Genomic DNA, 18,700 nt, shown 5'->3' on the forward strand with positions numbered 1-18,700 from the left:
GCTCCTACTTGATCGAAATCGTACCTACAGCATTGGCTGACTTATCCAGCTTGGTTATCTGTATCACTTTACCAGATTCATCGACAATCATTAGCCAAGCCTCATAACCTTCATTTTTAAGATCTTTTAATATTTTCTTGTCCGTGATCTCATCGGGCAATCGCTTGTCTATCCACTGGCCGCTCATCTGCTTGCCCGACCCCTTGGTCATCGACAACAACTGGGTGCTCTTGGTGCCATCCCCGTCGATATACTCCCCCCCTGCCGTCCGAAACTTGGTCTCGGTCACCACGTAGGGAGGCGGAGGATTGGTATTCTTGTAGATACCATCGATGCCCCGCCCTCTGGGCTTGTCATTCAGGCTACGTACCCGGCGATGTTCTGGCAACAGGTTCTCGAACTTGTGATTTGCCATCCAGTTGTCGCTGATGATCTCACCATAAATCCCTTTCTTCGAGCGGCTCAGGATCTTGAGGTTCACTTTGACCACATCGTCCGGCAGCGGGTGGATAACGGTACCACCGGGCACGGCCTTGTAACCAGGGGCATGCTTGACCGCCTCTTTCTCCAATCCCGCGGCTATCTCATCGAGGGATTTGAGCACGGGCCCCATGGCGACAGGCAGCATCTGACCCGCCTGTGACTGCATCTGCAACACCAAACGCTGGGATTGCTCAAGCCAGATCCTGACTGAAGCAGGAGCCAATCCCTTGATCTTGCCGATCAAACTGGTCAGTGACTTGACTGCATCATTCAGATAACCCAGCAGCACGCTGACGGCAATCTGTCCTCTCAGCCCACGGATCTGGCCGGCAAATCCTTTCAGCACCTTGTCGAGGCGCGAGATACCCAGCACTTTCTTGACCTTGGGATCACTGAGAAACGTCAGCACGGGCGCCATTGCGGGTCTGATCGCCTTGCTGGCATCCCCACCCGCCTTGCGGACAAACAGGAAGATGATCTTCAACACCCCCTTGAGGGCTGAGCCCAGCGACGGGATCAGACCTATCAGGGTAAAGCTCAGAAAAACCCACTTATCCGGCTGCTTGGGATCACGGGAAATATCCCGGGCATTGGCAATCAGATCGCGGCAATCCAGCACCTGATCGACCACGGGAATGAGGCCCAGTACCGCATTGGCAGCGATTTGTCCTGCACTTTGATTGGGGTTGAAATCCCCCTGCAGGGCCTCCCAAATCCACTGCAGGCTGGAAGCAACCCCCTTTTTTACCGCCTCTGCACTTTGTTTGACATAGGCCGCGCCACCAGACACCGCCTGATCCAGGTGGTCATAGAGCTGTTCAAACAGATCGTTACCGAACATATCAGCCCTCGTCGCTCAGACTGTCGAGATGGCCGGTGAGGGCCGAGATGGATTCACGGGGCAGATCGGCAAAAGTGTCCTGCAGGTCATAGGTCACTGAGGCGGTGCCAGCAGGCACATCCTCGAGCAGCGCCATGCCCTCACCATCCAGCGTGCCTTCCCGCACCGAACCATCGCTCAGCACGGCCTTGTAGGGGGTGCCCGCCAGCGGCATCAGCTCGGAGTCGAGGTGATAAAACTTCATCCAGCGTGTGTGAGAGCTGTCCAGCATACCCTCCATGCTCTTGGGTACCTTGCCAGCCCAACCGGATCCAGAGCCTGCATTGCCACCCGAGTTCATCTTGATGGTGGGGCCGACCAGGGTGACGCCGCCACCATCAACCTTGATGAAGCAGCCGCCAACCTTGACGGTAATCTCAGAACCCGCTTCCAGTACCACCTTGGCACCGGCTTTGACGTGCACTTCCTGCCCCGCCTGGGTGAGCCAGCTCTGACCGAGTTTTTGATGCATGGAGGTATCCACGGTCAGTGAGTAGTCAGCCTTGATATGGTCCCGCTTCTCTCCTTCAACGGTCAGATGATCGTTGCCAAGACTGGGCGGGGTCCCCTCCTCACCCGGCACCTTCCTGACACGGGTCACCCGCTCATTGTCGATATCCCGATGCTCGTCATGCTTGATATGCCAGGCGGCATCATTTTCGATGAGCACGTTCAGGTCTTTCTGGCCGTGGATGTAAATCTCTTCCTGCCCCGCCTGGTCTTCAAAGCGCAGCTCGTTGAACCCTTCACCCTGGTGGGTTTCGGTGCGCAGCACGGTGCGGGTCTTGTTGGCTGGCAGCTCATATGGCGGCCGGTTGGTGGCGTGATAGGTGCGACCGGTGACAATGGGCTGGTCCGGGTCCCCTTCCAGAAAGCTCACGATGACCTCGTGGCCGATACGCGGGATGGCCATCATGCCATACTGGCCGCCGGCCCAGCCTTGCGAGACTCGCACCCAGCAGGAGCTCTGGTCGTTGGAGCTGCCATATCTATCCCACGGGAACTGCAGTTTGACCCGGCCATGTTCGTCGCAGTAAATCTCCTCCCCCTCGGGCCCCACCACCATGGCGATTTGCGGGCCATCCACCATCGGCTTGTGAAGGGCTTCCGGGCTGCCGATGCGTGCCCGCCAGGTGGAGCTCGCTTTCACCACCCCAAATTCGTTGTGGTAGACGGTCGGGCCGCTCCCACCCTCCTCTTCCAGCGCCTGCGGTTGCTCACCGGTGTGGCGGATATGGACGACTTGCCAGTCGGTGTTGAGGCTGCCGTTGGGATGTTCGGTGAGTGAAAAGTGCTGACCCGGCAGCAAGGCCGCGCAGTTGGACTTAGCCTGGCACGCCACCGCATCGTTGCGCAGCGCATCCAGCCGGTGCTGGGCAAAGGCCTTGCCGGTCGGGTCCTCTTTGTAGCGGCCCGGGAAATCGAAGTGCTGGTAGGTGTCGCGCTGGTGAGTCAGCTCCGCCCCCACCTTCTTGTGGGAAAGGCCATAAGCCGGGGTCTTGAAGCTGTAGTCCTTGAGCTCCACATCCGACGGGCGTACCGCCTCCCGGTAGTGGAACTGGCGCACATAGGGGCCTTGCTCGAGGGAACGGTTGCCGAGGTTGAAGAAGAGCTCGGGGCCAGCGGTCAGGGCGGCTGCATCGTCAGCAAACACGATGCGATGCTTGCCCGCTTCAAACTCGTGGAAGTAGAACATCCCCTCTTCGGCGGCGAGCCTGTTCACAAAATCGAGGTCGGTTTCCCGGTACTGAACGCAGTACTCCCGCTGGGCATGCTCGTTCTTGAGGGCAAAGGCATAATCGGTGATGCCGTGCTCTTGCAACAGGATGGAGAGGATTTCATCGGGCTTTTGCGCCTGAAAGATGCGGGAGTTCTGGCGCAAAGAGAGCCGCCACAGCGCCGGCTGCACCAGCAGCTGATAGCGGGTCCTGCGAAAGCCGCTGTCACCCTGCGCGAAGTCACTCACCACCCCGCAGACCCGGCGCTGAAGCTCGCCGTTGTACCACACCAGCAGCTCGCACGGCTGGTCCAGCACGGCACCAAAGTCGATGTCGGGTTGGCTGCTTGCCAGCTCCAGGCGCAGGTTGAACGGCCGGTTGAGCGCTTCATCCAGCGCAAACTCGGCCACCACGAAGGTGCTCTCGGGCAGGGCCCCCACCTTGACGGTAAATTGTAATCCTGTGCTGTCTGCCATCGCTGAGCGCCTCTGAGATGTCGTGTAGCCCCATCAGGCGGGGCACTGCAAGCCGGGTGAGAGATCCGCCATCGCCCCGGTTTTTCTGACACCATGGCTACCGCACGCCCTTGACGGCGTGCGGCAAGACGTAAACCCGGATTTTTTCTTGTACCCGCTCACACCAGGCAAACGGACATAAGAAAAATGAGGGGGAAACAAGCAGACTCGGTTGAAAGCAACGGGCTAAGCGTTAAGAAAACAAGGGGCACCGCAAGCAGTGCCCCTGATGGGCAAGTTACGCCTCGATCGGCGCACGCCAGTCGTCCGCACCGGAAGTGCCGGCAACGGTGTGTTCCCAATCGATTTTGCGGTAGGCCAGAGAGACCTGGATCAGCTGGGTGAAGTCAGACTTTGCCGGATCCTGGCAGTGGGGCATCTGGCAGTCGATGTCAACGATGGTGGCATCGGTCAGCACGGTAGAGAAGAAGTGCTCCTGCTTGCCCTCTACGGAGGTGCGGTACCACTTCAGGGTCACTTTCGGCAGCATTTCGCCGGAGGCCAGGGAGTTGTACATCAGCGGCACAGCTTTGTTCAGCGCAACGGTGAACTTGAACGGTTTGTGGACACGCTGACCAGCAGGCTGACCGGATTGCGGATCGGTCGGTACGGTGACAACGTGCTGGAACTCTTGTACCAGCATCTCGTCTTCGTGGCCTTGCACGAAGATGTTGCCGACGGAGTCAGAGGTGAAGGCACCGGCGGTGATGTTGCCCTGGGTTTTACCTTCGATGCTGATATAACATGGAGTTGGCATGGGTATGCTCCTGATTGGTTGAACGGTAATGACACTCGACCGAATCCGTTAGCAGTGACCATGCCAAACTAATTATTTGTTAAAAAACAAATAATTAAAACGCCCCCTCACTTGCACAGCCGCCATACGGCGCAACAAGTTGCGTAGTTGGCATATAAAACTACCCGCTCTTGCACAAGCAGCACCAATCACTGAATAAATGGCAATCCATTGCGCAGAGCAGAGCTTATCTCTACCCCTCACCTATTGCCCGGCGCTCACTTACTGAAGAGAGGCACTTGGCCAATCAAAGCGTGGGCGACCAAAGACTCTCACCATTGGCAGAGAGAAACAGAAAGAAGCGCGCCAAGAGGTCTTCGAAAGCAGCTATCTTGGCGCCAGAGTAATAAAGAAGAAGATAGGCGACGTGGTGAACGCACTGCTCAACAAGATGGGGCAGCTTGGCAAACTTCCTTGCATAACGCCCAGCCGGGCTACCCTACCCACAGGTCGAGCCTGGGCCAGAACCCGGCCGCCTTCAGCGGATAAAGTAAAGGGCCTGTCGCAAGACAGGCCCTTTACTTTGTTTGACGATGAGGGAAGGATGATTCGCCAGTGCATTGCTCACCCCTTCGGGGCGGCCTGCGGCCATTTATCGCAGCAAGCAGCTCTGCTCGAACCCGGTGAGGGTTCTCACCCTCCCTCTGTGGTCATCAGATTTGCTGTGCTTCCAGAAGCAAAAAACCGACCATTAGGTCGGTTTTTTTAATTTGGCGGTGAGGGAGGGATTCGAACCCTCGATACGTTGCCGTATACACACTTTCCAGGCGTGCTCCTTCAGCCACTCGGACACCTCACCAAATTTTGGTCTGTTGTTTAACGTGCTCAGCCAGCACTGTGTTCGCTGCGCCGTTGCGCTGGAACGGGGCGTAATTTAGGGGAAAGCCCCGCCGGCGTCAACGGCTTTTTGCATCAGGCGAACCGTTCGCACATTTAACGCACAAATCAGTGCACAGACTCCGGCGCAACCTGGATTTCCGGCAGATTCAGGAAGCCCAACCGCTCGCATTCTGAGACCACTTCATGCGTGGTGGCGATGGTGCTCTCAACGAACAGCAGGAACTGCTCGACCGAAAGACCGGCCTTGGTGAAGACGGTGTGGCCCACCACCAGACGCGGCAGGTTGTCATCGATGATGTCGAGGAACACCTTGAGCGACGGGTACTGCATATTGAGACGACCCAGTTCGGCCACCAGCGGCAGCAAGGCGGAGGGACGCACCTCCAGCTCGGATGAAAACAGCAGCCCTTCCTCTTCGACGAAGATCCGGCTCTCCTGAATGCCTTCGACGGACTGCAGAGAGACAATATGGATACCGTGGCACTGATCACAGACGTAGTGCTCGATACGAGCCTGCTGCAACCAACGCATTATCATTTCGGAGCTGGGGATATTCATCATTTCCACGACACAATTGGGATCAAGGGGCGCAGTCTAAACCAATTTTCCGGCAACCAAAAGCGCACTGGCCGGATAAGCACATGCCTCGCTTCTTTTTGGCAAGCCGCCTGCATATACTCAGCCCATTCCAGCGCCACACTCGCCCCACAGGGGGCTAAATGACCATCCAAGAAAAGTACCGCCTGCATCTGAAATCCCTCTCGGATGAACTCTTGATCCTGCAAAAGCCCATCCGCATTCTGGATGCCATCAAGTGGCCCCGTCACCTGCAGGCCGACTTTCTGGCCAGTGGAGGACGTACGCTGCCAGCCGTCGACAAAGCCTTCTATGATGGCCTCCCCCTCGGCTTCGATCCTCGCAACAAGTATCTGGAGCTCAAGGAGCTGCGGGACAGGATCCGCCTCCGGCTCGGCCCCCAGGACGAGCTTGGCCGCATCCTGCAAGAGACGGTGGATCAATACATGGTGGTCATCGAGATGCTGCGCCAACGCGGCCAACCGGATTTTCTGCGCTACAGCAAGCTGCTGTACGGTTCGGCTGGCGATCACCTGCGCGGCGATCGCAAGACCCTCAAGGAGCTGGGCGCGAGGCTGTGCGATATCTTCTCCCTGCCTGGTGCCCGCCACCTGGTCCGCCCCTATCCCAAAGAGTTCGAGGGGGAAGCGGCGGTGGCCAAGTTGCAGGGCAAGCTGTCGAGCTATTTCAGTGACGGCACCGTGCAGGTCAAGCTGAGCGATGGCATCGTCTCGGACGCGGCGGCCGGCGGCGATTACATCAAGCTCAACTCCCACGCCCGCTTCTCCGAGCTGGATCTGCAAGTGCTGGAGGTCCACGAGGGCTGGGTGCACGTGGGCACCACCCTCAACGGACGTCAGCAACCCTATGCCACCTGGCTCAGTGCCGGCTCGCCGCGCATCACGGCCTGTCAGGAGGGGTTGGCGGTGCTGATAGAGACCCTCACCTTCAGCTCGTTCCCGGACCGGGCCAAGCGCATCTCGGATCGGGTGATGGCCATCGACATGGCGGAGCGCGGCGCCGACTTCATCGAGGTGTTCCAGCACTTCGTCGGCCAGGGCACCAGCGAACACGACGCCTACAAGATCACCCAGCGAGTCTTTCGCGGCGGCATGGTCGAGGGGGGCGCCTGCTTCACCAAGGATCTCTCCTATGTGAAGGGCTATGTGGAGACGGTCAACTTCATCCGCAGCGCCGTGCTGGAGGGGGTGCCCGAGATCCTGCCCATGCTGTTTGTCGGCAAGGTGACCCTGGACGACATCCCGGTGCTCTACCAGCACTACCTAGAGGGGCTCATCAGTGCGCCCCGTTATCTGCCACCCATGTTTCGCGATCTCACCGGTCTCTACGTCTGGTTCGGCTTCGCCTCCGGCATGTCGCTGGTGGATATCGGCCGGGTGCAGCAGCATTTTCGCCAGCTGTTCCACCGCCTGCCGGTGGCCGATCCCATCATAGCCCCCGTCGACATCGAGATTGACTGAACCGCCAGCAACAAAAAAGGCGCCAGATTGGCGCCTTTTTCTATCTACTCATCGCGATGAAGAGGGGGCTATTTGAAGGCCCGTCCTTCCAGATAGTGTTTGCGGCACAGGGAGACATAACGATCATTGCCGCCGATCTCCACCTGCTCACCATCGCGCATCACCTGGCCGGCTTCATTGACCCGGGAGTTCATGTGCGCCTTGTTGCCGCACCAGCAGATGCTTTTCAGCTCCTCGAACTTGTCGGCCAGGCAGAGCAGGTGGTAGGAGCCGGGAAACAGCTCGCCGCGAAAATCGGTCTTGAGGCCGTAGGCGATCACCGGAATGTCCTGCTCGTCGACGATGCGGGCCAGCTGATAGACCTGCTCCTTGGTCAGGAACTGGGCTTCATCGACGATGAACACGTCGATGTGCCGCTCGGCATGGCGGGCTTTCACCATCTCGAACAGATCGCAGCTATCGCTGAACACCTCGACTCTCAGCTCCAACCCCACCCGGGCACTGATCACCCCGACCCCGAAGCGGTCGTCGATGGCGGGTGTCATGGCCAAGGGATGCATGCCCCGCTCCAGATAATTGAAGTGCGCCTGAATGAGCTGGGTCGATTTGCCTGAATTCATGGTGGCAAACTTGTAGTGCAGTGAAGCCATGGTACTGTTCCGAAACTGAATTTATGGGGCGCATGCTAACCAAAGCCCCCAACAAAACCAAGGGGCCTGGCGGCCCCTTGTTCTTTTTATGCGATGGCCAGGTCCGCTTGGGACCTTGCCTTGCGCAAATGGTAGCTGGAGAAGATGACGAACCAGAGCGCACTGACACTGAAGCCTGCCAGCACCGAGTGCATCAGCCCCATCACCAGATAACCGAGAGCAGCGCCGAAGGCGATGGCCAGGGCATAGGGCAGCTGGGTCATCACGTGGTCGATGTGGTGGCAGCCGGCACCGGTGGCAGACAGGATACTGGTGCTGGAGATGGGCGAGCTGTGATCACCGAACACGGAACCGGCCAGCACGGCGGCCAGCATCGGCAGCATCAGCGTGATGTCACTGGCCGCCGCCATGTCGCCGGCCAGGGGCAGCATGATGCCGAAGGTGCCCCAGCTGGTGCCGGTGGCAAACGCCATGGCGCAGGAGAGGATAAAGACCACGGCAGGCAGCACTTCGATGGGCAGGTTGCCGTTGGCAAGCGATGCCAGGTACTTGCCGGTCTCTACGTCACGCACCACGGCGCCGATGGTCCAGGCAAACAGCAGGATGTTGATGGCCGGCAACATGGCCATGACCCCTTGCGGCGCAGCCTTGATCCAGTTCTTGGCGCCGAGCTTGAGACGCATGGCCAGACCGATGGAGACCACCAGGCTGCACAGGGCGCCATACACCAGGGAAGAGCCGACGTTGGTATTCTCGAACGAGCCGAGCACGCTGAACGGCTCGCCATTGGCAGCCAGCACGGCGGCGCCGGAGTCAATCATGAAGTAGACAGTGGCCGCGGTCAGGGTCAGGATCGGCAGTACCATGTCGATCATGCCGCCGTTGCTCTCCTCCGGGCTCTCCATGTCCAGGCCGATGGGGCGGCCCTTGGACTCATCCCACAGCTTGCCTTCCAGCGCCCACTGCTCGTGCTGACGCATCGGGCCGATGTCGAGCTGGAACGCGATCACCACCAGCACCATGATCAGGGTGAACACCGCATAGAGGTTCATCGGGATCATCTCGACGAAGGCGGAGATGGGGCTCTGCCCGGTGATGCCGTGAGCCGCCATGATGCCGCCGACCAGGGCGATGATATACGCACCCCAGGAGGAGATGGGCATCAGCACGCAGACCGGTGCGGCGGTGGAGTCCAGCAAGTAGGCCAGCTTGGCACGGGAGATCTGGAAGCGGTCGGTCACCGGACGGCAGATGGCCCCCACCGACAGGCTGTGGAAGAAGTCATCGATGAAGAAGGCAAATACCATCATGCCGGTCAGCGTCTTGGCCCCCTTGCGGGTCTTGGCGCGCTTGGCGGCCCACTCGGCGAAGGCTCGGGTCGCACCGGAAACGCTCATCAGGCTGATGAGGCCGCCAAGCAGCAGCATGAACAGCAACATGTTGATGTTGTCACGGTTGAGTGCCCCGTCGACCCAGAAGATCTTGAGCACGGTGTTCAACATGTAATGCAGGGAATCGAGGGGAGAAAACTGGTTCAGCAGCAGACTGCCAGTGACTATGCCCACCCCCAGCGACAGCAGGACGCGGCGGGTCAGGATTGCCAGGGCGACGGCCAGCAGGGGCGGAATGATTGACCAACCGGAGTCGGCGTAGTGAATGATGTCCATGATCTCTTTGCACCTAAAGACAGCAGGTGGAGATCTACCGAGAGGATAAAGAAACAAAACCCATGGGGAGGTAATACTCCTCAGCCCCTTCAGGTAGCGCTCCATAGTGGATGACTATGGCAGTCCTGCACCTATTAGATGCAGAACCAGCAGCCCGGTATGATGGCCTGGCCACTTCGGCGCTGACTCCTTTCCTCGTGCATCACAGGCATCACCCTCCGCACAAGTAGTCATAGGCAGCGCGCCTCTACTTAAAGGTATTCGAGGCACATTTTATCGTGCCGACACGTTATAGCAAGTTTTTTGATTAAATCACCAAATGGCGTGGCTTAAAATGGCATAGTGGTAGTCAAATGGTGCAAATATTATGATTTTGTCGCTATTTTCATCTATCAAGAACCCAGTCGAGTATGTACATTGCCAATATTGCTGAATCGGGCCTGAATCCAAAATAGATCACTTAATTTCCACTATGAATTTATTAATTCAGCTGACTTGACTTGATCATAAATGGCCGTATAAATTAGCCAAAATTACTATATCTATTTAATTCACTCTTTTGCTCGCGTGGTGAACACTATGAACGAATTTTTGAAAGTCCTGCTGAATGTCCGTAGCCTGCGTGCCGCTTGCCGTGAGCTGACACTGGAACAATTGGAAGAAGGTCTGGAAAAGCTTTCCGCTATTGTTAGCGAGCGCCAGCAGGATGAAGCCGCCGAGCGTCAGGCTCGCGAAGAACATCTGCGTAAAATTAACGAATATGCCGAAATGCTGAAAGCCGCCGGCATCGATCCGGCCGAATTGGTTGGTACTGTGGCCGTTGAGCCCGTCAAGGCCAGCAAGGGCAAACGTGCCCCCCGCCCGGCCAAATACCGTTATATGGACAACGGCGTGGAAAAAACCTGGACCGGCCAGGGCCGCATGCCTTCCGTGATTGCCAAGGCCGTTGCCGAAGGTAAATCCGTCGAAGAATTTGCCATCTGATAAAGCCGCATTGGCGCAATAAAAAACCTCGCATCGCGAGGTTTTTTATTGTCTGTAGTCTGGCTATCAGCCCCGCTCCGCCGCCTTGACCCAGAGCACTTCTGGGGTCGCCGTACAGGCCAGCAAGTAGCGGGCAATGGTGAAGAACCAGTCACTCAGCCGGTTCATGTAGGGCAGAATGGCCGGATTGAGCTGCTCACTGCGGCTCAGGGTCAGCAGCAGACGCTCGCAGCGCCGGGTGAGGGTTCGCACCACATGGGCTTGTGCCGCCGCACGGGAACCACTGGGCAAAATAAAATTGCGCAGCACAGGTAAATTGGCGCTGTAGGCATCGATCTGCTGTTCCAGCCGCAAGGTCCACTCATTATTCACCTGCCAGATGGCAGCTTCCTGAGCGGCGCTGGAAAATGCCAGCTCCCCCCCCAGATCGAACAATTCCTGTTGCAATAATAACAAGTCAGCCAATAATCCGGTTTCGGCCGCAGGCACCTCGGCAATAAGAAGACCTATATGAGAATTTAATTCATCAATATAACCATAGGTTTCTACCCGCATATCGTCTTTGGCCAGTTGCAGCCCATCGGCCAGGCGAGTCATGCCCTTGTCGCCCTGCCTCGTATATATCCTCATACCGACATCCTGTTAATAATGGGAACAATCATGGATTCCAGCCCGTTGAGCTTGATTTCATAGGCCAGCGCCAGCGTTTGACCCAGTGAACCGGCGGGAAAACCGGTGCGGGCCAGCCACACCAGATAAGGCTCCGGAATATCGATGATGCGACGTCCCCGATATTTGCCGTAAGGCATCTTGTTGGCCAGGGACAACAATACCCGCTCGTCGGACAACCACTCCATCTCAATCGATATCCAGATATTTATGGGTCTGGATGGAGAGCCGCCAATTGCGGGCAATGCAGGTTGCCATCGCCAATTGAGTGGCCCTGGGTTTCTGGCTGATGGGTTGCAGCGCGATCACCACGTTTTCACGCAAGCGGGCGGTGGCCAGCAGCGCATCGAGCTCCTCCACATGGCGTTCGGTGGCCACCGGATGCTTGATCTCGTTGGCCCGCTCAAGGGCCGACACCAACACCGGCAACCCTCCCTTCATATTGATCTTGGGGGATACGGTGACCCAGGTCTGCTCATGGGTCTGGATCTCGCTGGTACCGCTGGTTTCGATCTGCACCTGATAACCCGCCTCAATCAGGGCGGCAGAGAGATCCTGCAGATCATAGAGGCAGGGTTCCCCACCCGTGATCACCACGTGGCGCGCCTGATAACCAAGCTGCTGGAAGCTGGCCAGGATCTGCGCCGTGCTCATCTTGCTCCAGCCATCGGATTCGTTGGAACAGTCGAGTACCGCCTGTACCCCCACTTCACGAGCAGGATCGACCACCCAGGTATGGCGGGTATCGCACCAGGGGCATCCCACCGGGCAGCCCTGCAGGCGAACGAAGATGGCGGGCAGGCCGGTGAAGACCCCCTCCCCCTGGATGGTCTGGAATATCTCGTTGATTGGGTAGTGCATCTTGGTCACGGCTGGTTGCAAAAGTCGCGGATTATACCCCAAGCATGGCCGAGACGCAGGTTCAGCATCCGCTTTTCTCGCCCAGCCCGGTTTTTTGGTGCAAGCGCGTCGTCACGCCCGCCTTGTCGGCCAGGTACTGCTGCAGGCCGCGGCTGCGCAGATCGCAGGCAGGACAGGCACCGCAACCGTCGCCGGCAATGCCGTTGTAGCAGGTGAGCGTCTGCTGGCGCACGGTGTCGAGGTGGCCGTAGTGATCCGCCAGTGCCCAGGTCTCGGCCTTGTCGAGCCACATCAGCGGGGTCTCGAAGCGAATGGCGCGATCCAGCCCCAAGGAGACGGCCTGATTGAGCGCCTTGACGAACTCGTCACGGCAATCGGGGTAACCGGAGAAATCGGTCTCGCACACCCCGGTGATCACAGCCTCGGCGCCCACCTGGTAGGCGTAGATGGCGGCCAGGGTGAGGAACAGGATGTTGCGGCCCGGTACGAAGGTATTGGGCAGGCCGTTGTCCTGCAACTCGAAGCTCACCGGGATCTCGTCCCGGGTCAGGGCCGAGATGGCCAGCTCGCCCAGCATGGTCACGTCCATCACCTTGTGGGCGGCGATGCCGAGCCCACTGGCCAGACGGCGCGCCGTCTCGATCTCTTCCCGATGACGCTGGCCGTAATCGAAGGTGATGGCGTGCACCTCGTCATAACGGGACAAGGCCTGGACCAAGCAGGTGGTGCTGTCTTGACCACCACTGAATACCACGACGGCTTTTTTCACGAATTACTCTCCTCTGGGCAGTTCAACTGCGCCGGCCCTGGGCAAAATCGTGCCACTGCCGGTTCAAATGGGTAAAAAGGGTCATCAGCGGGGCGAAGCGATCGGGCGCCCTCTCCCACTGCGACAACAGATGGTAGCCCGCTTCCAGGGTCGACAGCGCCTCTGGAAACGGCTTCTTGCGAATGGAATATTGCCCCGCGACGGCATCCAGCTTTATCCGCGGCAGCTGCTGCAACTCAGGGTTGCTGTGCAGCATCCGGTAGGCCTTGCGCCAGGTGCCATCAAGCAGCAAAAAACAGACCCGACGAGCCGGCTCGGCCGCCTCCCTCTCCCGCACCCTGGCAAGCGAGATGGCTTCATCATCCGGCCACAGCAGATAACACTGTAGCGTGGGATCGGCCAGCAAGGCCGCCAGCTCGGGAACGTCGGCCACCTGTTCGCCCACATGCAGGCGGGCCTGCGCCAGCGAGGCGGCCAGCAGGATGGCGGTTCCCTTGGGATGCCCGACTTCGCTCGGATGCTGCAAAATATGAAGAGGGGCGAGATGTGGCACCTGCCGAATATAATCACACAGACAGGCTTTGAGGGCTCTGGTGCAACGTGTACAGTAGCGGCTCTTGTTGTCGTCGGACTGTTTCATGTTGTCAGAAAAATCAGGATTGCTCTGGGTCATCACGCTTTCACTCGCCAGTTTGCTGCTCTTTTTCATCGTGCCGAATCACCAGCTCTCCTTCGATCGCACCCTGATAGCCCAGGGTGAAGGGTGGCGCATCATAACAGGCAATGTGGCCCACACCAATCTGTGGCACCTGCTGCTCAATCTGAGCGGGTTGTGGGTACTTTACAGCCTGTTTCGCGAATACCTGACCGGTTGTCGTCTGCCGCTGCTGCTGTTGCTGCTCGGCGCCGCCGTCGGGCTCGGTATCTGGTGGTGGTGTCCGCAGACCCAGTGGTACATGGGATTGTCGGGCGCGCTGCACGGCCTGTTCGTCTGGGGCGCGCTGCAGGATATCCGCTATCGCCGCTACTCCGGCTGGTTGATGCTGGCAGGGGTGGCGATCAAGCTCGGGGTGGACTTCTACAGTGCAGGAGAGAGCCCGGTGTCCGCCCTCATCGGCGCCAGGGTACACATTGAATCACATCTGATTGGCTCGGGCGCCGGCCTGTTGCTCGGCCTGCTCCCGATCACTCTGCGCGAGCCTGCTCCCAAGGAGTGAGCCGCCCCTGATGCAATGCCGGCCCCATCGGGCCGGCATCCTGTCCATTATCGATTTGCCAGCTCTGCATTGATGCCTGCCAGCATGGCGGCAGGATCGGCCGCCTGGGTGATGGGGCGGCCAATCACCAGATAGTCGGCCCCCGCCTCCACCGCCGCCAGCGGTGTCATGACCCGGCGTTGATCACCGGCTGCCGAGCCAGCAGGACGGATCCCCGGCGTCACCAGCTTGAAGTCGGCGCCGAGCAGCGCCTTCAATTCACGCGCCTCTTCGGCGGAGCAGACCACCCCATCGAGCCCCGCCTCCTTGGTCAATTTGGCCAGCCGGATCACCTGCTCGGCCGGGCCGACAGTGAGCCCCAGCGGCGCCATATCGGCCTGCTCCATGCTGGTCAGCACGGTCACCCCGATAAGCAGCGGCGCCTTGTCGCCATAAGGCAGCAGCGCCTCCTTGGCGGCCCGCATCATCCGCTCGCCACCGCTGGCGTGCACGTTCACCATCCAGACGCCGAGCTCGGCACTGGCGGCTACCGCCTTGGCAACGGTGTTGGGAATGTCGTGAAACTTCAGATCCAGAAAGACATCAAATCCCTTGGCAACCAGCTGACGCACGAACTGGGGGCCAAACAGGGTAAACATCTCCTTGCCTACCTTGAGACGGCACTGGGCCGGGGAGATACGTTCAATGAAGGCGAAGGCATCGGCCTCGTGCTGATAATCCAGCGCAACCAGTACTTTGGGATCTAGCATCTCACTTCCTATCGATGGTTATTCGCCGCCCGGAGCTTGGCCCCGGCTCGACCTGAAAACACCAGGCCGCAGGGGCCTGGCTCATGATCTTGTGGTGGCTCTTACTCCCCGTCCAGGCCGCGGATCGGCTTGATGGACCCCCACTGGCGGCAGGAGGGACACTGCCAGAACAGGGAGTGGGTAGCAAAACCGCACTGCCGGCACTTGTGGGTGGATTTGATCTTGATCTGCTCGCCAACCAGCTGCTGCAAGAGCTCAAGACTCTCCTTGGCGGGGCCCTCCTCAGCGCTTGCCAGCTGGAAACCTACCAGCTGATAAAAGCCCTTCATGGAGGGATGCCGGCGCAATTGGCGCAGCACCAGCGCACGGGCCTGACTCAGGCCGTCACGCTCCTCCACCAGCTTGGCCAGTGCCAGCGTCACGCTGACGCCGGCATGATCCTCCACCGCCTGCTCCAGCAGGGGAATGAGATCGTGGGCACGACCCAGCCGCTGATAGCACTCATTGAGGGAGGGAATGGCTTCGGAGGCAAAGTCGATATCCTGCTCGAACACCCGCAAGAGATCCTTGCTGGCCTGCTCGTACTCCCCTGCCGCCATGGCCAGTTCCGCCAGACGCAGGCTGGCACGGGCACAGGCGGGGTTGACGCTGAGCGCCCGCTTGAGCTTGGCAAGCCCGGCGGGTTTGTCCCCTTCACGCAAGGCGCTCTCTGCCTGCTCGCAGTAAAAATGGGAAATGGGCTCGGCCAGCTTCTTGCCCTGAAACTTCTGCAGCCGTACCGCCACGTCGATGGCCTTGTCCCAATCCCGCAGTTGCTGATGAATGATCAACAGCTGGGCCAGCGCCGTCTCTTCATAGTCGCTGTCATCGCACAGCTCGTTCCAGAGCGCCTCGGCCCTGTCCAGCAGGCCGGCAGCAAGAAAGTCACGCGCCAGCTCCTGCAATGCCAGCTGGCGCTGTTCCCGGGTCAGCTGGCGGGTCACCAGGTTCTGGTGGATCTTGATGGCGCGATCCACCTCGCCACGCTGGCGAAACAGGTTGCCGAGGGAGAGGTGAGTTTCGATGGTTTCGCTGTCCACTTCCAGCAGCTGGATAAAGAGATCCACCGCCTTGTCTGACTCATCGGACAACAAATAATTGAGGCCCGCCACGTACTGGCGGGAAAACTGGTTACTCTGTTTCTGGGTGTCCTGGCGAACACTCCTGCGCCCCATGTACCAGCCGTAGCCGGCAGCAATGGGCAACAGCAGGAAAAGCAGTTCAAGCATCGAGGGACATTATTCCTTGGCAGCCGACCGAGCCAGCTCCAACTCGCGGGATTGACGGCGCATGGTGCGATTGAGGGTGCGATTCTGCATCTTCAGACGCAGGAACAAGAGACCGAATACCAGCCAGCCCAGCAGGAAGCCACCACCAAAAAAGAATCCCAGCAACATGGAGAGTGAAAACTCGCCCTGGGCAATCAGATAGTTGAACTGCACCAGCTGGCCATTTTGCGAACCGACGGCCAGGGTTAGAATAAACACCAGCACCAGTGGAATGAGGGCCAAGATACGCTTCATAGGAGCTCCCTGTCAGTATCTAATGAAAGGCTGATTATCCTTAAAATCACCGGCAGACTCTAGAGCGAATGGGAAAAGACTTGGAGAAACCGGACAATTGCCACAAGGCAAACCATAAAAACAAAAAAGGCATACCCAAGTATGCCATTTTCTGCATTATTCAGCGATGTTCACTCGCTCGCGTAACTCTTTGCCAGGTTTGAAATGGGGAACATATTTCCCGGTCAATTCAACCTTGTCCCCGGTTTTGGGGTTGCGGCCCACGCGGGGGGCACGATAGTGCAGTGAAAAACTTCCAAATCCGCGGATTTCAATCCGGTCGCCGTTTTGCAAAGTCGATGCCATCTGCTCAAGGATCTCCTTGATGGCAGCTTCGACATCCTTGGCCGGCATATGCATGCGGCTGGCAGCCAATTGTTCGATGAGATCTGATTTGGTCATAACGTTAAATCTCCTTCCCCGATCACATGCAATATTCATTACGCCAATGATAAAAAAGGGCGGCGTGACACGCCGCCCTTTTCTTGCATCAAGGATTATTCACCCTTGGCGGCTTTGAACGCTTCAGCCATGGCATTGCTGAACACAACTTCTTCTTGTTGGTTCAGGCTGTCGATAGCAACACGCTCATCAGCCTCGTCCTTAGCGCGGACAGACAGGCTTACAGTGCGGTTCTTGCGATCAACGCCCATGAACTTGGCTTCAACTTCGTCACCAACAGACAGCACCAGAGTGGCGTCTTCTACGCGGTCACGAGCAGCGTCGGAGGCACGCAGGTAGCCTTCTACGCCGTCAGCCAGTTCGATCACGGCACCCTTGGCATCAACCTCGGTAACCTTACCCTTCACAATAGCACCTTTCTTGTTGTCAGACAGGTACTTATTGAACGGGTCTTCTTCGATCTGCTTGACGCCCAGGGAGATGCGCTCGCGCTCCGGGTCCACTTGCAGAACAACGGCTTCGATCTCGTCGCCCTTCTTGAATTCACGCACGGCTTCTTCGCCCTGGTTGTTCCAGGAGATGTCAGACAGGTGAACCAGGCCGTCGATGCCGCCATCCAGACCGATGAAGATACCGAAGTCAGTGATGGACTTGATCTTGCCGGAAACACGGTCGCCCTTGGCGTGAGTTTCGGCAAACAGCTGCCACGGGTTGGATTTGCACTGCTTCAGACCCAGGGAGATACGACGACGCTCTTCGTCGATGTCCAGAACCATCACGTCAACCACGTCGCCAACGTTAACAACCTTGGACGGGTGGATGTTCTTGTTGGTCCAATCCATCTCGGATACGTGTACCAGGCCTTCCACGCCTTCTTCGATTTCAACGAAGCAGCCGTAGTCGGTCAGGTTGGTCACGCGGCCAGACAGACGGGTGGTCTCCGGGTAACGCTTGGCGATAGCAACCCAGGGATCTTCGCCCAGCTGCTTCAGACCCAGGGATACACGGGTACGCTCGCGGTCGAACTTCAGAACCTTGACTGCGATCTCGTCGCCAACGTTGACGATTTCGGAAGGATGCTTAACGCGCTTCCACGCCATATCGGTGATGTGCAGCAGGCCGTCAACACCGCCCAGATCTACGAATGCACCGTAGTCGGTCAGGTTCTTGACGATACCCTTAACTTCTTGACCTTCTTGCAGGTTAGCCAGCAGGCTTTCACGCTCGGAGGTGTTCTCGGTCTCGATCACGGCACGACGGGAAACAACAACGTTGTTGCGCTTCTGGTCCAGCTTGATGACTTTGAACTCGAGTTCTTTGTTTTCCAGGTGAGCGGTGTCACGGATCGGACGCACGTCAACCAGAGAACCCGGCAGGAAGGCACGGATGCCGTTCAGTTCAACGGTGAAACCACCCTTGACCTTGCCGTTGATGATACCGATAACGGTAGCTTGCTCTTCGTAAGCTTTTTCAAGCTGCAGCCAGGCTTCATGGCGCTTGGCTTTTTCGCGGGACAGCTTGGTTTCGCCGAAACCATCTTCGATAGAGTCCAGAGCCACGTCAACGGAGTCGCCTACGTTGATTTCCAGCTCGCCCATGGCGTTCTTGAATTCTTCAGCCGGGATAGCGGACTCGGATTTCAGACCGGCGTCAACCAGTACGAAACCATTTTCGATAGCAACGACAGTACCCTTGACGATGGAACCTTGACGGGTTTCAACGGCGTTCAGGGACTCTTCAAAGAGTTGAGCAAAAGATTCGATCATTGTTTATGTCACAAATGAAACATCCACTTGCAATCCGGCACAAGCGGGGTTGTTTTAAATTATCTGCGCCATCCAT

General features: G+C 58.2%; 19 protein-coding genes, 1 tRNA gene, 1 other RNA gene and 1 riboswitch. Of the genes, 3 read left to right on the top strand and 18 right to left on the bottom strand.

The genetic code is table 11. The annotated features are described in order from the left end of the window. Window positions 1-4: 4 nt before the first annotated feature. From OKC44_RS17530 to OKC44_RS17555, 6 genes are all read right to left on the bottom strand, one after another. Window positions 5-1,324, bottom strand: coding sequence for a type VI secretion system polymorphic nuclease effector (locus OKC44_RS17530; protein WP_270814358.1), 1,320 nt, complete (start codon window positions 1,322-1,324; stop codon window positions 5-7). Between the two features lies 1 nt (window position 1,325). Beyond that, on the bottom strand, window positions 1,326-3,557 hold the full coding sequence (gene vgrG, locus OKC44_RS17535; protein ID WP_270814359.1) for a type VI secretion system effector VgrG: 2,232 nt from the start codon (window positions 3,555-3,557) through the stop codon (window positions 1,326-1,328). 277 nt (window positions 3,558-3,834) lie between these two features. Next, window positions 3,835-4,353 carry a type VI secretion system effector Hcp1 gene (hcp1, locus tag OKC44_RS17540; RefSeq protein WP_010634822.1) on the bottom strand — a complete coding sequence of 173 codons (519 nt, stop codon included), beginning with the start codon at window positions 4,351-4,353 and terminating at the stop codon, window positions 3,835-3,837. Between the two features lie 567 nt (window positions 4,354-4,920). Further along, a non-coding RNA gene (locus OKC44_RS17545) (RtT sRNA) lies at window positions 4,921-5,049 on the bottom strand. A 54-nt stretch (window positions 5,050-5,103) separates the two neighbouring features. Further along, window positions 5,104-5,191, bottom strand: a tRNA-Ser gene (locus tag OKC44_RS17550). A 146-nt stretch (window positions 5,192-5,337) separates the two neighbouring features. Continuing rightward, a complete protein-coding gene (locus tag OKC44_RS17555; RefSeq protein ID WP_029301206.1) occupies window positions 5,338-5,793 on the bottom strand; it encodes a YbjN domain-containing protein in 456 nt (151 codons plus the stop codon). A 158-nt stretch (window positions 5,794-5,951) separates the two neighbouring features. Between OKC44_RS17555 and OKC44_RS17560 the strand changes: the two genes are divergently transcribed. After that, a complete protein-coding gene (locus tag OKC44_RS17560; RefSeq protein WP_270814361.1) occupies window positions 5,952-7,289 on the top strand; it encodes a flavohemoglobin expression-modulating QEGLA motif protein in 1,338 nt (445 codons plus the stop codon). A gap of 68 nt (window positions 7,290-7,357) precedes the next feature. Here OKC44_RS17560 and OKC44_RS17565 read toward each other — a convergent pair whose 3' ends face one another. Beyond that, entirely contained in the window at window positions 7,358-7,939 is a 582-nt protein-coding gene (locus OKC44_RS17565; RefSeq protein WP_011705703.1) for a thymidine kinase, read from the bottom strand. Between the two features lie 86 nt (window positions 7,940-8,025). Beyond that, on the bottom strand, window positions 8,026-9,606 hold the full coding sequence (locus OKC44_RS17570) for a Na+/H+ antiporter NhaC family protein (protein ID WP_011705702.1): 1,581 nt from the start codon (window positions 9,604-9,606) through the stop codon (window positions 8,026-8,028). Between the two features lie 86 nt (window positions 9,607-9,692). After that, a riboswitch (Lysine riboswitch) is annotated at window positions 9,693-9,864 on the bottom strand. A 321-nt stretch (window positions 9,865-10,185) separates the two neighbouring features. On the opposite strand from OKC44_RS17570, the gene OKC44_RS17575 reads away from it, so the two are divergent. Further along, window positions 10,186-10,590, top strand: coding sequence for an H-NS family histone-like protein (locus tag OKC44_RS17575; RefSeq protein WP_227289707.1), 405 nt, complete (start codon window positions 10,186-10,188; stop codon window positions 10,588-10,590). 66 nt (window positions 10,591-10,656) lie between these two features. Here the strand turns inward: OKC44_RS17575 and OKC44_RS17580 are convergent, their stop codons facing one another. From OKC44_RS17580 to OKC44_RS17600, 5 genes are all read right to left on the bottom strand, one after another. Then, window positions 10,657-11,220 (bottom strand): cob(I)yrinic acid a,c-diamide adenosyltransferase, encoded by a 564-nt coding sequence (locus OKC44_RS17580; protein WP_011705700.1) that lies wholly within the window; start codon window positions 11,218-11,220, stop codon window positions 10,657-10,659. Continuing rightward, complete coding sequence (locus OKC44_RS17585) at window positions 11,217-11,447, bottom strand: DUF3820 family protein (protein ID WP_005299948.1); 231 nt, start codon at window positions 11,445-11,447, stop codon at window positions 11,217-11,219. Before OKC44_RS17585 ends, OKC44_RS17580 begins: the two co-directional genes overlap by 4 nt. Before the next feature lies 1 nt (window position 11,448). Then, complete coding sequence (queE, locus tag OKC44_RS17590) at window positions 11,449-12,120, bottom strand: 7-carboxy-7-deazaguanine synthase QueE (protein ID WP_193758706.1); 672 nt, start codon at window positions 12,118-12,120, stop codon at window positions 11,449-11,451. Between the two features lie 61 nt (window positions 12,121-12,181). Then, entirely contained in the window at window positions 12,182-12,889 is a 708-nt protein-coding gene (gene queC / locus OKC44_RS17595) for a 7-cyano-7-deazaguanine synthase QueC (protein ID WP_039214933.1), read from the bottom strand. Window positions 12,890-12,911: 22 nt separating this feature from the next. Continuing rightward, the gene (locus tag OKC44_RS17600) at window positions 12,912-13,598 is read right to left on the bottom strand and encodes a tRNA-uridine aminocarboxypropyltransferase (RefSeq protein WP_206819803.1); all 687 of its coding nucleotides are present in this window, start codon (window positions 13,596-13,598) and stop codon (window positions 12,912-12,914) included. On the opposite strand from OKC44_RS17600, the gene rrtA reads away from it, so the two are divergent. Beyond that, window positions 13,528-14,106, top strand: a complete 579-nt coding sequence (gene rrtA, locus OKC44_RS17605) for a rhombosortase (RefSeq protein ID WP_230599436.1) — start codon at window positions 13,528-13,530, stop codon at window positions 14,104-14,106. The two genes, OKC44_RS17600 and rrtA, sit on opposite strands and share 71 nt — an antisense overlap. Before the next feature lie 47 nt (window positions 14,107-14,153). Here the strand turns inward: rrtA and pyrF are convergent, their stop codons facing one another. From pyrF to rpsA, 5 genes are all read right to left on the bottom strand, one after another. Continuing rightward, window positions 14,154-14,855, bottom strand: a complete 702-nt coding sequence (gene pyrF, locus OKC44_RS17610; protein WP_011705694.1) for an orotidine-5'-phosphate decarboxylase — start codon at window positions 14,853-14,855, stop codon at window positions 14,154-14,156. Window positions 14,856-14,956: 101 nt separating this feature from the next. Continuing rightward, window positions 14,957-16,123 carry a lipopolysaccharide assembly protein LapB gene (lapB, locus tag OKC44_RS17615; protein ID WP_016350438.1) on the bottom strand — a complete coding sequence of 389 codons (1,167 nt, stop codon included), beginning with the start codon at window positions 16,121-16,123 and terminating at the stop codon, window positions 14,957-14,959. A gap of 9 nt (window positions 16,124-16,132) precedes the next feature. Then, a complete protein-coding gene (locus OKC44_RS17620) occupies window positions 16,133-16,417 on the bottom strand; it encodes a LapA family protein (RefSeq protein ID WP_011705692.1) in 285 nt (94 codons plus the stop codon). A 156-nt stretch (window positions 16,418-16,573) separates the two neighbouring features. Further along, window positions 16,574-16,858 carry an integration host factor subunit beta gene (gene ihfB, locus OKC44_RS17625; RefSeq protein WP_011705691.1) on the bottom strand — a complete coding sequence of 95 codons (285 nt, stop codon included), beginning with the start codon at window positions 16,856-16,858 and terminating at the stop codon, window positions 16,574-16,576. A 95-nt stretch (window positions 16,859-16,953) separates the two neighbouring features. Then, the gene (gene rpsA / locus OKC44_RS17630) at window positions 16,954-18,624 is read right to left on the bottom strand and encodes a 30S ribosomal protein S1 (RefSeq protein WP_011705690.1); all 1,671 of its coding nucleotides are present in this window, start codon (window positions 18,622-18,624) and stop codon (window positions 16,954-16,956) included. Window positions 18,625-18,700 lie beyond the last annotated feature (76 nt).

The sequence above is a fragment of the Aeromonas sp. S41-2 genome (assembly GCF_027705845.1).
Lineage (GTDB): Bacteria > Pseudomonadota > Gammaproteobacteria > Enterobacterales > Aeromonadaceae > Aeromonas > Aeromonas hydrophila.

Excerpts from the sequence above, each read along its gene's own strand:
- rpsA (WP_011705690.1), bottom strand. The coding sequence starts at position 18,624 with ATGATCGAATCTTTTGCTCAACTCTTTGAAGAGTCCCTGAACGCCGTT.
- rrtA (WP_230599436.1), top strand. The coding sequence starts at position 13,528 with ATGTTGTCAGAAAAATCAGGATTGCTCTGGGTCATCACGCTTTCACTC.
- hcp1 (WP_010634822.1), bottom strand. The coding sequence starts at position 4,353 with ATGCCAACTCCATGTTATATCAGCATCGAAGGTAAAACCCAGGGCAAC.
- OKC44_RS17565 (WP_011705703.1), bottom strand. The coding sequence starts at position 7,939 with ATGGCTTCACTGCACTACAAGTTTGCCACCATGAATTCAGGCAAATCG.
- OKC44_RS17575 (WP_227289707.1), top strand. The coding sequence starts at position 10,186 with ATGAACGAATTTTTGAAAGTCCTGCTGAATGTCCGTAGCCTGCGTGCC.
- OKC44_RS17560 (WP_270814361.1), top strand. The coding sequence starts at position 5,952 with ATGACCATCCAAGAAAAGTACCGCCTGCATCTGAAATCCCTCTCGGAT.
- OKC44_RS17530 (WP_270814358.1), bottom strand. The coding sequence starts at position 1,324 with ATGTTCGGTAACGATCTGTTTGAACAGCTCTATGACCACCTGGATCAG.
- vgrG (WP_270814359.1), bottom strand. The coding sequence starts at position 3,557 with ATGGCAGACAGCACAGGATTACAATTTACCGTCAAGGTGGGGGCCCTG.
- pyrF (WP_011705694.1), bottom strand. The coding sequence starts at position 14,855 with ATGCTAGATCCCAAAGTACTGGTTGCGCTGGATTATCAGCACGAGGCC.
- OKC44_RS17600 (WP_206819803.1), bottom strand. The coding sequence starts at position 13,598 with ATGAAAAAGAGCAGCAAACTGGCGAGTGAAAGCGTGATGACCCAGAGC.
- OKC44_RS17620 (WP_011705692.1), bottom strand. The coding sequence starts at position 16,417 with ATGAAGCGTATCTTGGCCCTCATTCCACTGGTGCTGGTGTTTATTCTA.
- ihfB (WP_011705691.1), bottom strand. The coding sequence starts at position 16,858 with ATGACCAAATCAGATCTCATCGAACAATTGGCTGCCAGCCGCATGCAT.
- OKC44_RS17570 (WP_011705702.1), bottom strand. The coding sequence starts at position 9,606 with ATGGACATCATTCACTACGCCGACTCCGGTTGGTCAATCATTCCGCCC.
- queE (WP_193758706.1), bottom strand. The coding sequence starts at position 12,120 with ATGCACTACCCAATCAACGAGATATTCCAGACCATCCAGGGGGAGGGG.
- OKC44_RS17580 (WP_011705700.1), bottom strand. The coding sequence starts at position 11,220 with ATGAGGATATATACGAGGCAGGGCGACAAGGGCATGACTCGCCTGGCC.
- OKC44_RS17585 (WP_005299948.1), bottom strand. The coding sequence starts at position 11,447 with ATGGAGTGGTTGTCCGACGAGCGGGTATTGTTGTCCCTGGCCAACAAG.
- lapB (WP_016350438.1), bottom strand. The coding sequence starts at position 16,123 with ATGCTTGAACTGCTTTTCCTGCTGTTGCCCATTGCTGCCGGCTACGGC.
- OKC44_RS17555 (WP_029301206.1), bottom strand. The coding sequence starts at position 5,793 with ATGATGAATATCCCCAGCTCCGAAATGATAATGCGTTGGTTGCAGCAG.